Source organism: Beijerinckia sp. 28-YEA-48, from assembly GCF_900104955.1.
Lineage (GTDB): Bacteria > Pseudomonadota > Alphaproteobacteria > Rhizobiales > Beijerinckiaceae > Terripilifer.
This window is the reverse complement of sequence record NZ_FNSI01000001.1, coordinates 1,290,870-1,304,557: the sequence shown is the minus strand read 5'-3', so window position 1 is coordinate 1,304,557 and position 13,688 is coordinate 1,290,870. Positions and strand designations below refer to the sequence as shown.

The window sequence follows — 13,688 nt, the reverse complement described above, 5'->3', positions numbered from 1 at the left end:
CTTATCCTCGATTAGACGTGCAACGATCAGCCGGCGTTTGCGACATTCGCCCGATCGATAAACAGGCTACCCCGTGTCACCACGGTTTCACCGCGACGCAACCCATCCTTGATTTCGACGAAGTCGTCGTTGATGAGGCCCGTGGTCACGTTGCGCGGTGTGATTTTGCCGTCCTGATAGACCCACAGACGGATGCTATCGCCCTCATAGACAAGCGCATGGCGGGGAACACCAATCGACGAGGTCGCGTTGGCAATATCGATCGTCGCGGTGGCGAACATTTCCGGTCGCAGCTTACGATCCGGATTCGCGATGGTGCCGCGAACCTGGAGACGACGGGTCGAGGGATCGACCGACGAGGAGACATAATCCACCGTCGCGTTGAAATGTTGGCCAGGATAGGCAAGTAGCGAAACCGTGATCGTCTGACCGAGGCGGATATTGCCCGCGTCGCTCTCGCGAACATTGGCGACGATCCAGACCGACGACAGATCCCCGATAACAAAGGCCGGATCAGACGAACCTGCCGCGATAAACTGGCCGGGGCCGATCTTGCGCTGGACCACCGTGCCACTCAGCGGCGCATAGGTGGATGTCTCGGCGCTGATGCGCCCCTCATTCTTGAAGCGATCAATCTCTTCGTCGCTGCGACCTAGCAGTCGCAGTCGATTGCTCGCCGCCTCAACAGCAACCTGGCCAGAACGTGTGTCGTTCTGCGCGCTGACGAGCTCGGCCTGTGCCTCCTGCCAGTCTTTCTGCGCCAGGGCGTGAACGAGATAGAGCCCATGCACCCGCTTTTCGGCCGTCTTCGCTAGATTTTCTTGCGAGATAGCCTTGTTGAGCGTAGCGACAGCTGAAATGAAATCGGTTTGCGCTTGAACCATATCCGCGGCTTCAAGGGTAAACAGCACTTGTCCGCGCTGTACCTGATCGCCGGGCTTCGCCAGAATGCGCACGGTGCGGCCAGCATAGGCCGGATAGACCGGCGTGGCTTCGTCTTCATTGACCGCGATCTTGCCATCGGTCGTCAAAGTCGAGCGGAACCGCATCTCGGTCGCGGGCTCAAGAGTCACCGCCGCCATCTGATCCTCGGACAGCTTGAACGACGACGACGGCGCAGCGGGTTTCGGCAGTGTGGTTGCGGTCTCGGCCTTCGACGCCGTTTGCGAAGGCAGGGCCCAAGCCAAACCTGCACCTATCGCAAGAACGCCCGCGACGACTGGTAGCGACCGCACGTATCGCTTCCGATTGCTCACATTGTCGACCACTTGGGCGCCCTCGCGCTAAATCTAGCTCTGAGTCTCATAGGAGGGCTGGCTGACAAATGCCTGACGCCAAGCTAACGCGAAACTGACACGAGCCGCCCGAAGCGGCTCAAGCGATGGCGCCGTCTGACGAAATGTCAGTCTCGAAGGGCTTGAAGCGAAGGACGAAAGCAGTCCCGCGTGGCGAACGGCTATGGACTTCTATCTCGCCGCTGTGCGCCGCCATGATCCGTTGCACGATCGCCAAGCCAAGGCCGACGCTGTTGGTGCCGCGCCGGTCACGCCGCCAAAACCGCCGGAAGAGAAGCTGCTTGTCGTCGTCGCTGATCCCAGCGCCCTCATCCGTGATCCGCAACGCCCCGGCGCTATCGACAATGACCTCGATCTCGCTGCCCGAGGGAGAGTATTTGGCGGCATTCTCGACCAGGTTGCGCAAAGCACGCGCGATCATCTCAACGTTGCCGTTCACCAGCACAGGTTGATCGGCGCCGACAACAGAGACCGACCTCCCCTCGCCAAAGATCAACGGCGCCAGGAAGGAAACGACATCGACAGCGATCGCATGCAGATCCGCCTGTTCGTCGGGACCAACGATGAAAATCTCTGACTCCGCCATTTCAAGTAACTGATTGACGGTGTGGGACATGCGCTCGACATCGCTGCGCAGTTGCCGCGACACGTCCCGATCGGTCAACGTGTCGATGCGCGTGCGCAGGATGGCCAGCGGCGTGCGCAATTCATGGGCGGCATCGGCCGCGAATTCGTGTTGCAGCTTGTAGCCGCTTTCCAGACGATCAAGGGCATTGTTGATGGCTTGGACCAGGGGGCGGATTTCGCTGGGCAGTTCCGCGCTCGACAGACGCAGACCCGGCTGCGAGGGCCTGATCGCCTCGGCCTCCTCCGAAGCCCTCAGAACGGGCTTGAACACGGTTCGGACGATGGCGATGTCGAGCCCCAGCAGCAGCAACAGCAGCGGCAACGTAACCCAGGCGACGCGTTGCAGGAATCGCCCCAGGATATCGTCGATAATAACGTCTCGATGCGACAGGTCTTCTCCGACCTCGACCCAGAACGGCTCGCCATCGATCGTTTCCGGGATGCGAGCGCCCGCGACGGCCAGGCCACTATCGCGCCGATCAAGATATTGCGGCTCGTCGGTCAACCCAGCGTCGGGAAAGACGGCGGATTTGTCCGCCAGGGACGAGAACACGACCTGCCCTTTGTCATTGATGATCGCGTAGCGATAGCGTCCATAGGCCTCTGAATAGATGTCCTGGATGCCTTCCGGCAGCTTCAGCTGCCAGGTCCCGTCACTGCCGCGCTCCAAATATTTGCCGATCTGATTGACCTGGCTGGTGATGAACTGGCGCTGGATCTCGTTCGTTTCCGAGGCCAAAAGGAAATACAGCGCCACCGGCATGAAGATAGAGACGCTGCCGACCACCAGAATATGTAGCCAGACGATACGCGCGACGATCGAATTACGACGCATCACCCCGTGGCCTCGGAGATGAGATAGCCCACCCCGCGCACCGTATGCACTTTCACCGAGGCGCCATGATCGCCGAGCTGCTTGCGCAGCCGATAGACATAGACCTCGACCGCATTGGGCGAGCCATCGCCCGACAGGCCGAACAGCTGGTCTTCGAAGACCTGTTTCGGCACCACCCTGCCCTTGCGCCGCAGCAGCAGCTCAAGCACCGAGATTTCACGGGAATTGAGGGTGATCGGCAGCTGATCGACAAAGGCCTGGCGGTTGGGAACATCCAGTTTCAGGTTGGCGATAAACAGCATCGTGTCCGCGAGCTGGCGCGGCCGGCGCTGCAGAGCCTCGATCCGGGCCAGTAATTCCTCGAAGGCGAAGGGCTTGGCAAGGTAGTCATCGGCGCCCGCCCGTAGCCCCTCGACCCGGTCGGAGACGCCGGACCGGGCCGTCAGCACCAGCACCGGTACCGCATCGTTCGCCTGGCGGATTTCCCGTAACAGGGTCAGCCCATCCGCGTCGGGCAGGCCGAGATCGAGGATAAGCAGCGAATATTGACTAAGCCGCAGGGCATGGCGGCCATCGGCGGCCGTGCCCATGTGGTCAGCCAGAAACCCGGCCGACCGCAGGCCAGACATGACCAAGGCGGCGAGTTCAACATTGTCCTCGACCAGCAGAATGCGCAAACCGGCCACGTCGTCCGTCCCCCATGAGTCTCTCGGCCACTCTATGCCACCGGCCGCGCCGTTCCAACGGCGCCTTTGCAAAGGCTCGTGGGCCGCCCAAAGGGACGGTTAACGGGTGGCCAATACCCCACCGAGACAAACAAGCACCGAATTGGCAAACACCGCGTTGGCCGAGACTGCTTCAGGGCTTGGCCAGCTGCTGGTTCTTTTCGATCGGCCGCAACCGGCCGACGTCGCCGATGCGCACATAGAGTTCGAGCAAGGGCGAAACCATTTTCTGCATCGCCTCCGCCACCTGGGCCTGGTAGGCAGCGACCTCCGCTTCGCTCTCGATCTTCTTCCCGGCATTGGCGAAGATCACCTGGATCATACCGTTCAAGGCGGCGTTCAACTCTGAAGCCGCTTTGGGGCCGGATTCGGTGCTGAACATGGGCAGCAGCGAAAGATTCTGCGCACTGATCCGTGCGTTCAATTCTTGCAGTTTGAAGACATCGGCGCGAACGTCCTCCCCAGCCACGAGCTTTTGCGTCACGACGGCATAGAGCCCCTGGAACTCTTCCATTTTCGTGCGCAGGTCGCCGTAGTTCTTGATGACGAAATCGGATTTGATCTTCTGCTCCTCGAATTGAGCATTGACGCGCGGTGCCAGAAAGTAGGTTCCGCCCCCGCCAAGCAGCAGGACGAAGAGAGAAAACCACATCGGCGTGCGATCGCCGCTCAGGAATGACTTCACAGCCTCCCTGCGGCGTCGCTTCGGCATCTCGCTGTCGTTCGCCGCTTCGCTCAAACCTCATCTCCGCTCAGGCCAGATCGCGCCAATCAATTAGGAGGCCAGACGTTAAGCGAACGACTGGACCGTCTTGCGCGCCAGATCGTCAGGAGGCGCTTCTGTTTTGTCAAACGGTATCGATTCATGGTCTAACGAAATGGTGTAATGCCGTTCGTCGGACAGGCAGACAACCGGCAAGGACCCAATGCAACCACCGCATGAAAAGCTTGAAGACGCGATTGGCTTCCTGATGTGGGACGCGGCGCGTTCGCTTACGAAACACTACAATCAGACCCTGATGCTACACGGCATTTCGGTGGGCGTGTTTCCGTTCCTGCGCTCACTTTGGGAAAAAGACGGTGTCACGCAACGGCAACTCGCCGATCGCATCGGCGTCACCGGCTCGACGACTGTCGTGGCGCTAAGACAACTCGAACAAGCCGGCTATATTCAACGTTCGGTCGATGAAAAGGACGCACGCAAGGTTCTGGTGACACTCACCGACAGCGGCCGCAGCCTCCACGCTCTCGTCATCCCCGAGATTTCAGTGGTGACAAACACCTCCATGTCGGACTTCACCGACCAGGAGCGCCAGCAGCTCAGGTCCTTGTTGCAGCGTTTCCGCAACAACATGTCCCAAGGCATGCAGCCGCGGAAGCCGGCAAAAGCTGCCCGCGGCTAGCCGTCAATCCTTCTCCGCTTCCGCGTGTGCGAAAGAAAAGCCGTCTGTCCCGACCCAGCCATTCTTGGAGATGTCGAAGATGACGCCATCGGGATCTTTGAACTTACGTTCAAAGTTGCCCTTCTGCTCCTCGCCTAAATCGAAGAAGAACGTGCCGCCGGCGGCCTCAATACGGCGCTGCGCATCGGCGAGATCGTCGACCTGAAAGCCGAAATGATGCGGGCCTGCGAAGCTCTTCGCGTCCTTGAGGCCGGAGCCACGCTCACCGTTGAAACTGAGCAGCGCCAGGTTGATCACGCCATCGCTGAGATACACCCCCGAGCCAATCTCGTTGCTCTCGCGGCCCACCTCCTTGAGGTCGAAAACCTGCGAATAGAAGCGCGCCGACGCCTCCAGGTCCTTCACGCTGATCGCAAAATGTCTCAGCCGTGCCATCGGTCGTCTCCTTCGGTTGGTACAGAAACCTAGCACAGGCTTAGCACGCCCGAGAGAGCGGCTCACCCATCCATCAGGCACCTCCTTCCGGCGCCGACAATTAATCGTAAAAATAGATCATTATGATTATAATAATCAGTTAGACAGATTGATTAGATCGGCGCATCAAGACGGCGGAGACCGATATGACTCTTGAACAACTGCGGATTTTCGTGGCCGTCGCCGAGCGCGAACATATGACCAAGGCCGCCCAAGCGCTGAACGTCACCCAATCCGCCGCCAGCGCCGCGATCGCCACCCTGGAAACCCAGCACGGCGTCGCCCTGTTCCACCGGGTCGGCCGCCGCATCGAACTGACCGAGCCGGGGCGTCAGTTTCTCGAGGAAGCGCGCGCCGTCCTCGGCCGCGCCGCCAGCGCCGAGCTGACGCTCGCCGAATTCGGCGGATTGAAGCGCGGCACGCTCAAACTCGTCGCCAGCCAGACCATCACCGGCTACTGGCTGCCCCGCCATCTCGCGGCGTTCCGACAGCGCTATCCCGACGTGGCGGTCGATCTCGCCATCGCCAACACCGGTGGCGCGGCCGAGCGCGTCCACGATGGCGCCGCCGAACTTGGCTTCGTTGAAGGACAGATCGACGATCCGGCCCTCATCAGTTGGGAAGTGGCTCAAGACCAGATGACCTTGGTCGCGGCGCCAGGCACCGCCCCGCCCGCCATCGACAAGGCCTGGCTGCAAAGCGCGCGCTGGATCATGCGCGAACAAGGATCCGGCACACGCTCGACCTTCGAGGACGTGTTGCGCGCCCGTGGCCTCGACCCCGCGACGCTCGATATCGCCCTGACCCTGCCGTCCAACGAAGCGGTACGCAGTGCCGTGGAAGCCGGCGCCGGCATTGCCGCGCTGTCGTCACTCGTCGTTTTGCGGGCGGTGCGCGCTGGTATGCTGGCCGAACTCAAACTCGATCTGCCGCGCCGGCCGTTCTTCGGCCTGCGCCACAAGGAGCGTTACAGCAGCCGCGCCGCCAAGGCCCTGCTCGACCTCATCACGGAGAACGGAAGATGACGTTTCAATTCCCTCGTCAATTCTCTCGACATGCCCCCGCTGGCGTTCAAAAGGTTCTCAACGGCTTGAGCCCGCTCGCCGCACTCGACCATCCGCGCGAGGTGATCCGTCAGTTCACGCCCAACTGGTTTGCCGCCACCATGGGCACCGGCATCCTCGCCCTGGCGCTGCCGCAGGTGCCCGGCATCGGCCCGTCGCTGGAGGGCCTGGGCGAAGCGCTATGGCTTGCCAATATCGTGCTCTTCCTGCTTTTCAGCACCCTTTATGGGGCTCGCTGGTTGCTGTTTGGCCACGAAGCCAAACGCATCTTCGGCCATAACTCGGTTTCGATGTTTATCGGCACGATCCCGATGGGCCTTGCCACCATCATCAACGGCTTTCTCGTTTTCGGCATTCCTCGCTTCGGCGCGGCTGCGATCACCATCGCGCAAACCCTGTGGTGGATCGACAGCGCCCTCTCGATCCTCTGCGGCGTGCTGATCCCCTATCTCATGTTCACGCGCCAGGAGCATCGCATCGATCAGATGACGGCCATCTGGCTCCTGCCGGTGGTCGCGGCGGAAGTCGCCGCCGTCAGCGGCGGTTTGCTGGCGCCGCACCTGGCCGATCCTGCGGCCCAATATGCCACGCTCGTCACCAGCTATGTGCTGTGGGCCTATTCCGTGCCCGCCGCCTTCTCCATTCTCGTCATCCTGATGCTGCGCATGGCCCTGCACAAACTGCCGCACGAGAGCATGGCCGCCTCAAGCTGGCTGGCGCTCGGCCCGATTGGCACCGGCGCGCTCGGCCTTCTGGTGCTGGGCACGGATGCCCCGACAATTTTCGCCGCCCACGGCATGGCCACCGCCGGCCAGGTGGCCCAGGGCATCGGCACCGTTGCCGGCCTCGCGCTCTGGGGCTTTGGCCTGTGGTGGCTCTTGCTCGCCACCATGATCACGCTGCGCTATCTGCGCTCGGGCATTCCGTTCAATCTCGGCTGGTGGGGCTACACCTTTCCCATCGGCGTTTATGCCGTCACGACCTTCAAACTCGGCACCACCTTGAATCTGACTTTCTTCGGCATCGCCGGCACCCTGCTCACCGCGGTCCTGGCCACGATGTGGACCCTGGTCACGGCACGCACGGTCGCTGGCGCCTGGCGTGGCAATCTGTTCGTTTCGCCCTGCATCGCCGATCTGTGCAAATCCACCGGGAAGCCCGCTGCAACTTAAGTGCTACTCAATCGCGGCAGCTATGACGGGACGGCGGGCCTGCCCCACAACCCAAGGTCTAGCCCTTGAAAGAAAACTGGCGTTAATTAAGTTCATCGGACCCAATAGGCGGTACTGCCGACAACAATGGTTGTTGCCATGAACACTCTATTGCAGCGCACCCTTGAACGCGTGATACGCAACGGAAACCTTCTCGTCACCGATCCCGAGGGCAAGGTGAACCGATTTGGCGATGGCAGCGGTCCACCCGCGCATATTGTCATTCACAACAGCCGCGCCGAATGGGCGATCACCCGCGACCCCATGCTCGCCTTCCCTGAGTCCTATATGAGCGGCGAGGTCGACTTCCTTGAAGGCGACGTGCTGCGGCTGCTGTCGGTCGTCTACAACAACATCGGCCTCAGCATCCACGGCAACGTGTTGACCCGCATCATCGAGGGAACGCGGAATCTTTTCAAACGCTTGCAGCAGATCAACACGGCCGTCCGGGCGAAGGAGAACGTGCACCGGCACTACGATCTCTCCGGCGAACTGTACAAATTGTTCCTCGACGAGGACATGCAATATTCCTGCGCCTATTTCGAGCGCCCCGACATGACGCTGGAAGAAGCCCAGCTCGCCAAGAAGCGCCATATCGCGGCAAAGCTCCTGATCAAGCCTGGCCAGCGCGTCCTCGATATCGGTTCAGGCTGGGGTGGCCTCGGCTTGCATCTGGCGCGGCATTGCGAGGCCGATGTGCTCGGCATCACCTTGTCGACGGAGCAGCATGCGGTGGCGGTGGAGCGGGCACGTGTCGCCGGCGTCGACAAGCACGTCCGCTTCGAGCTTACAGACTATCGCGACCTGACCGAGCCTTTCGATCGCATCGTTTCGGTCGGCATGTTCGAACATGTTGGCGTCAACCACTTCCACACCTTCTTCGAGCAATGCGCGAAGCTCTTGAAGAAGGACGGCGTCATGGTGCTGCACTCGATCGGCCGCAACGGGCCGCCCATCGCCACTGGCGCTTTCATTCGCAAATATATCTTCCCGGGCGGCTATATTCCCTCGATGTCCGAAGTCTTGCCGGCGATCGAGAAGGCCGGGCTGATGGTCAATGACATCGAGATCCTGCGCTTCCATTATGCCGAGACGCTGAAGGCCTGGCAGGAACGGTTCCAGGCGCATCGCGACCGCGCCAAGGAAATCTACGACGAACGCTTCTGCCGGATGTGGGAATTCTACCTCGCCTCCTCGGAAGCTGCCTTCCGCTGGCAAGAGCTGATGGTGTTCCAGATTCAGCTCACCCATCGTAACGATGTCGTGCCGCTGACACGCGGCTATATCGACCAATTCTCTGCCAGCCGGCCGGCTATTCCCTCGCGCGCGCCCGCGTCGGTCAACAGCCCGTAGTCGAGCAATCTGATGAAGGTGCCAACCGCCAACTCTTGACCAATCCGTATATGGCCGGGATGACAATCAACGTCAGCGCGGTTGAGGAAATCATGCCGCCGATCATCGGCACGGCAATGCGCTGCATCACCTCCGATCCCGTGCCGGTATTCCACAAAATAGGCAGCAGGCCGGCGATGATGGCAATAACCGTCATCACCTTGGGCCTGACACGCTCGACCGCACCGATCATGATGGCCTCGTGCAGGTCGGCCTGCGTGAAGGCCCGCCCCTCTACAGCACAGCGGTTTCGCACCTCCTTCAACGCATGATCGAGATAGATCAGCATGATCACGCCGGTTTCAGCGGCGACGCCGGCAAGAGCGATGAAGCCTACGGCAACGGCAATCGACATGTTGAAATCCAGCCACCAAAGGAACCAAACGCCACCGACCAAGGCGAAAGGCAGCGACAGCAGAACGATGAATGTTTCGGTCAGACGGCCGAAATTCAAATAGAGCAGCAGGAAAATGATCGCCAAGGTCAGCGGCACCACCAATTTCAATCGTGCCTCCGCCCGTTCGAGATATTCGTATTGGCCGCTCCAGGCGATGCGGTAACCCGGCGGCAGCTTCACCGCCTGTGCGACCGCTTCCTGCGCCGCCTGGACATAGCCGCCGAGGTCGCGGCCGGCGATGTCGACAAAAAGGTAGATCACCAGCTCCCCATTCTCGGTTCTAATGGATGTCGCACCCCGTCGGCGCTCGATGGAGGCGACCTCTCCCAGAGGAATCGACCCGCCCGATGCAATCGCGACGTGAACGTCTCGCGCAATCGCTTGCGGATCGGAACGCAGGTCGCGCGGATAGCGGATGCTCACACCATAACGTTCACGGCCTTCGACCATCGTTGTCACGGTCTCGCCGCCCAAAGCCATGCTGATCGCACCTTGCACATCGGCGATCGACAGACCGTAGCGACCCAACGCGATGCGATCTGGCACGATATCGAGGAAATAGCCGCCGATGAAGCGCTCGGCATAGGCGCTGCTCGTGCCGGGCACCTTCTTCAAAGCACTTTCGATCTGGCGCGAAATCGCCTCCATCTGGCCAAGGTCAGTGCCAAACAGTTTGACACCGACCGGCGTGCGAATGCCCGTAGCCAGCATATCGATGCGGGCGCGGATCGGCTGCGTCCACGCATTGGTAACGCCGGGGAATTGCAAGGCCTGATCCATCTCGGCCTTGAGAGCATCGAGCGTCAGGCCGGCGCGCCATTCGGCCCGGGGCTTCAGATTGATGATGGTCTCGAACATCTCCATCGGGGCCGGATCGGTGGCTGTCTGGGCGCGCCCCGCTTTGCCGTACACTGAGACAACCTCGGGAAAGGAACGGATGATCTGGTTCTGTGTCTGGAGCAATTCGGCCGCTTTGGTCACTGAGAGACCAGGCAAAGTGGTCGGCATATACATCAGCGTGCCCTCGTCCAAGGTCGGCATGAATTCAGAGCCGAGTTGGCGCGCTGGCCAGACACTAGCCCCAAGCGCCATCAGCGCCACGACGATGGTCAGCACTTTGGCACGAAGCACGGTGCGAATGAGTGGGCGATAGAGTGCGATCAACACTCGGTTGATTGGATTGCGGTGCTCGGCGACGATCTTGCCGCGAATAAAAACAACCATCAGCGCCGGCACCAGCGTCACGGACAGCAACGCCGCCGCCGCCATGGCGAAGGTCTTGGTATAGGCAAGCGGGCCGAACAATCGCCCTTCCTCCGCCTCCAAAGTGAAGATCGGCAAGAAGGATACCGTGATGACCAGCAGGCTGAAGAACAAAGCCGGCCCGACCTCGCTCGCCGCTTCGACCAGGATCGCAACGCGCGATTTGTCTGGCGGTGCGCGTTCCAAATGTTTATGGGCATTTTCAATCATCACGATGGCGGCATCGATCATCGCGCCGATGGCGATGGCGATGCCACCGAGACTCATGATGTTGGAACCGATCCCGAGCGCCCGCATCGCCGCGAAGGCCATCAGAATGCCAACCGGCAGCATCAGGATCGCTACCAGCGCGCTGCGCAGATGCAGTAGAAAAACGACGCACACCAGAGCGACGATCGCACTCTCTTCCAGCAATGTTCTCTTCAACGTATCGATCGCCCGCTCTATGAGCTGCGAGCGGTCATAGACCGGCACGATCTCTGCGCCCGCCGGCAGGCTCGGCGCGATCTCGGCCACGCGTGCCTTGACATGCCCGATCACACTCAGCGCATTGGCGCCATACCGCTGCAGCACGATGCCGCTTGCCACCTCCCCTTCGCCGTTCAGCTCGGTAATACCGCGGCGCTCGTCGGGAGCCATCTCCACACGCGCCACGTCACGAAGCCGCAGCGGAACGCCAGCTTCGCTCTTCAAAACGATATTCTCGATATCGGCAACGGATTTCAGATAACCACGGCCGCGCACCATGAATTCGAACTCGGACAGCTCAATCGTGCGGCCCCCGACATCCTGATTGCTTGTGCGCACCGCTTCGCGCAGCGCTACCAGTGAAAGACCCTGCGCTCGCAGACGAATGGGGTCGACGACGATCGCATATTGTTTGACGAACCCACCCACGCTCGTTACTTCCGCCACGCCTTCGGCGCGCGACAAAGCGAAACGCACCACCCAGTCTTGCAGGGACCGCAATTCAGCCAAGGTCATCTCTTTCGCGATGACCGCATATTGATAGACCCAGCCGACGCCCGTCGCATCCGGACCGAGCGTCGGCACGATGCCTGACGGAAGCCGAGGCGCGGCGGCATTGAGATATTCAAGCACCCGCGAGCGGGCCCAATACGGATCGACGCCCTCCTCGAAAATCACATAGACGAAGGAAACGCCGAAGAAAGAGAAGCCACGCACAACCCGCGCCTTCGGCACCGTCAACATCGAAGTGGTCAGCGGATAAGTTACCTGATCTTCGACCACCTGCGGCGCCTGGCCGGGAAAGTCCGTATAGACGATCACCTGAACATCGGAGAGATCGGGAATGGCATCGAGCGGTAGAGTTCTCAGCGCGTAAAGCCCAGCCGCTACCGCGAATGCCGCGCCGACCAGGACAAGAATTAGATTGCGCGTCGACCAGGCAATCAGGCGGGCGATCACGGCTGGTTCTCCGTCATGGAAAGCGTCCGCAGCGCCGCTTTGAGATTGCTTTCCGCGTCGATCAGGAAGTTGGCGGCCACGACGACGCGATCGCCATCGTTGACACCATCGCGGATCGCGACCATGCCGTCGCCCCGCAGACCGATGGCCACTTCACGTGCTTCAAACCGGCCTTCGCCACGATCGAGAATGACGACACGGCGCGTGCCGCTATCGATCACCGCGCTATCGGGCACCACCAGCACCGGCGCCGCATCGCCGGAGCGGATATCCACCTCGGCAAACATGTTCGGCAACAACAAGCCTTCGGGATTGGCGAGTTCGATCCGCACTTTCACTGTCCGCGTCGCCTCGGCCACCTGCGGATAGATCAGGCCAATCCGGCCGGTGAATCGGCTCTCCGGTCGGCCGCGCAGCTGGACGGAGGCCGACGTGCCAACGCCGATGGCGGCCAGATCGCCCTCCGGCACGTCGGCGACAACCCAGACTGTCGACAGATCAGCCAAGCGAAAGAGCGTGCTGCCCGCCACCACCTTCATGCCGTCGACAATATTGCGTTCGAGTACGATGCCGTCCCGTGGCGCCGTCCAGTTGAGTGTGGAAGGTACTTTCCGGGTGCGCTCGATCTCAGCGACGATCGCCGATGGAACACCAAGATTTTCCAACCGTTGCCGCGCCCCGCCTTCCAGCGCGCCGCGCGTCGCGGCGCTCAGTTCAGTGACGAACTGCGCGCTCGCCGCACTGATGTCAGGCGAATAAATGCGTGCGAGACGTGCCCCCTTGCTGACCCGGTCGCCGGTGGTGACGGGTGCAACCTCTTGGATGAATGCATCGGCGCGCAGCGCCACCACGGAGATCAGGCGCTCGTCGAGCTGCACCACGCCAGGCACGCGGATCGTCCGGGTCATCGCCTGTCGGCTTACAAGCTCCGACCGCACGCCGCTGCGCTGCACTCGGCCTGGCGATAATTTGATCGTGGTGCCGTCGCCGTCCTCGCCCTCGTAGACGGGCAAGTAGTCCATCCCCATCGAATCCTTTTTGGGAACGGGCGACGTGTCGGGCAGGCCCATCGGATTGCGGTAATAAAGCAGCCGGCCTTTACCCTGCGCCGGCACGGGCGCCGACACGGCTTTCACAACCAAACTGCTTTGCAAAACTCCGCTCTCGCCGGGCACATTCGCAGTCAGCGACAGGCGCCAGCGACCTCCCATGGTCAGGTTCGTCTTGAAACGATAAAGCCCTGGCTCCGACACGGGGAGAATGTCCAGCGACGTGGTCATTTCGGCCATGCCGTCCGGCTCCATGTCCATGCGCCGGGCGACGATTTCAGCGCCCGACACGGGTTGGCCCGAGCGCTTGTCGATGAGGCGCACGGCGACCACGGCATCGCCCGGTTGGAAGCCGTCTTCGAGCAGACGAAACTCGTAGTCCTTGATGTCAGCCCTGCCCGTTGCGGTGGCCAGGACGAGCGCAAACGCCGCGACGAGGGCGCGCGACAGATGAAAGAAGTTCATGTTCAGACTCGAAATTGATCAGCTGCCGCGCAAAGGCACGGCTCATGGCGTGGCAAAAAA

General features: G+C 61.2%; 11 protein-coding genes. 4 read left to right on the top strand and 7 right to left on the bottom strand.

All coding sequences use genetic code 11. From position 1 onward, the window contains the following. Positions 1-26 precede the first annotated feature (26 nt). The 4 genes from BLW50_RS06100 to BLW50_RS06085 all read right to left on the bottom strand — a co-directional run bounded on the left by BLW50_RS06100 (position 27) and on the right by BLW50_RS06085 (position 4,221). Positions 27-1,235, bottom strand: a complete 1,209-nt coding sequence (locus BLW50_RS06100) for an efflux RND transporter periplasmic adaptor subunit (protein ID WP_139267491.1) — start codon at positions 1,233-1,235, stop codon at positions 27-29. A gap of 139 nt (positions 1,236-1,374) precedes the next feature. Continuing rightward, positions 1,375-2,757, bottom strand: coding sequence for a sensor histidine kinase (locus BLW50_RS06095; RefSeq protein ID WP_090698947.1), 1,383 nt, complete (start codon positions 2,755-2,757; stop codon positions 1,375-1,377). Further along, positions 2,757-3,434 carry a response regulator gene (locus BLW50_RS06090; protein ID WP_090708778.1) on the bottom strand — a complete coding sequence of 226 codons (678 nt, stop codon included), beginning with the start codon at positions 3,432-3,434 and terminating at the stop codon, positions 2,757-2,759. The genes BLW50_RS06095 and BLW50_RS06090 overlap by 1 nt, the downstream gene beginning before the upstream one ends. A 181-nt stretch (positions 3,435-3,615) precedes the next feature. Next, on the bottom strand, positions 3,616-4,221 hold the full coding sequence (locus BLW50_RS06085; protein WP_090698945.1) for a hypothetical protein: 606 nt from the start codon (positions 4,219-4,221) through the stop codon (positions 3,616-3,618). A 187-nt stretch (positions 4,222-4,408) separates the two neighbouring features. Here BLW50_RS06085 and BLW50_RS06080 point away from each other — a divergent pair, with 187 nt between their 5' ends. Beyond that, on the top strand, positions 4,409-4,885 hold the full coding sequence (locus BLW50_RS06080) for a MarR family winged helix-turn-helix transcriptional regulator (protein ID WP_090698941.1): 477 nt from the start codon (positions 4,409-4,411) through the stop codon (positions 4,883-4,885). Positions 4,886-4,888: 3 nt separating this feature from the next. Here the strand turns inward: BLW50_RS06080 and BLW50_RS06075 are convergent, their stop codons facing one another. Beyond that, positions 4,889-5,320 carry a VOC family protein gene (locus BLW50_RS06075; protein ID WP_090698938.1) on the bottom strand — a complete coding sequence of 144 codons (432 nt, stop codon included), beginning with the start codon at positions 5,318-5,320 and terminating at the stop codon, positions 4,889-4,891. Positions 5,321-5,505: 185 nt separating this feature from the next. Here BLW50_RS06075 and BLW50_RS06070 point away from each other — a divergent pair, with 185 nt between their 5' ends. From BLW50_RS06070 to BLW50_RS06060, 3 genes are all read left to right on the top strand, one after another. Beyond that, positions 5,506-6,384 carry a LysR family transcriptional regulator gene (locus BLW50_RS06070; RefSeq protein WP_090698934.1) on the top strand — a complete coding sequence of 293 codons (879 nt, stop codon included), beginning with the start codon at positions 5,506-5,508 and terminating at the stop codon, positions 6,382-6,384. Next, the gene (locus BLW50_RS06065) at positions 6,381-7,595 is read left to right on the top strand and encodes a TDT family transporter (protein WP_090698931.1); all 1,215 of its coding nucleotides are present in this window, start codon (positions 6,381-6,383) and stop codon (positions 7,593-7,595) included. The genes BLW50_RS06070 and BLW50_RS06065 overlap by 4 nt, the downstream gene beginning before the upstream one ends. A 138-nt stretch (positions 7,596-7,733) precedes the next feature. After that, positions 7,734-8,987 carry an SAM-dependent methyltransferase gene (locus BLW50_RS06060; protein WP_090708776.1) on the top strand — a complete coding sequence of 418 codons (1,254 nt, stop codon included), beginning with the start codon at positions 7,734-7,736 and terminating at the stop codon, positions 8,985-8,987. On the opposite strand, the gene BLW50_RS06055 is transcribed toward BLW50_RS06060, so the two are convergent. Further along, a complete protein-coding gene (locus BLW50_RS06055; RefSeq protein ID WP_090698928.1) occupies positions 8,974-12,114 on the bottom strand; it encodes an efflux RND transporter permease subunit in 3,141 nt (1,046 codons plus the stop codon). The two genes, BLW50_RS06060 and BLW50_RS06055, sit on opposite strands and share 14 nt — an antisense overlap. Further along, entirely contained in the window at positions 12,111-13,628 is a 1,518-nt protein-coding gene (locus BLW50_RS06050; protein ID WP_090698925.1) for an efflux RND transporter periplasmic adaptor subunit, read from the bottom strand. Before BLW50_RS06050 ends, BLW50_RS06055 begins: the two co-directional genes overlap by 4 nt. Positions 13,629-13,688 lie beyond the last annotated feature (60 nt).

Coding starts and splice junctions, on each gene's coding strand:
- BLW50_RS06095 (WP_090698947.1), bottom strand. CDS start 2,757: ATGCGTCGTAATTCGATCGTCGCGCGTATCGTCTGGCTACATATTCTG.
- BLW50_RS06080 (WP_090698941.1), top strand. CDS start 4,409: ATGCAACCACCGCATGAAAAGCTTGAAGACGCGATTGGCTTCCTGATG.
- BLW50_RS06075 (WP_090698938.1), bottom strand. CDS start 5,320: ATGGCACGGCTGAGACATTTTGCGATCAGCGTGAAGGACCTGGAGGCG.
- BLW50_RS06070 (WP_090698934.1), top strand. CDS start 5,506: ATGACTCTTGAACAACTGCGGATTTTCGTGGCCGTCGCCGAGCGCGAA.
- BLW50_RS06065 (WP_090698931.1), top strand. CDS start 6,381: ATGACGTTTCAATTCCCTCGTCAATTCTCTCGACATGCCCCCGCTGGC.
- BLW50_RS06060 (WP_090708776.1), top strand. CDS start 7,734: ATGAACACTCTATTGCAGCGCACCCTTGAACGCGTGATACGCAACGGA.
- BLW50_RS06050 (WP_090698925.1), bottom strand. CDS start 13,628: ATGAACTTCTTTCATCTGTCGCGCGCCCTCGTCGCGGCGTTTGCGCTC.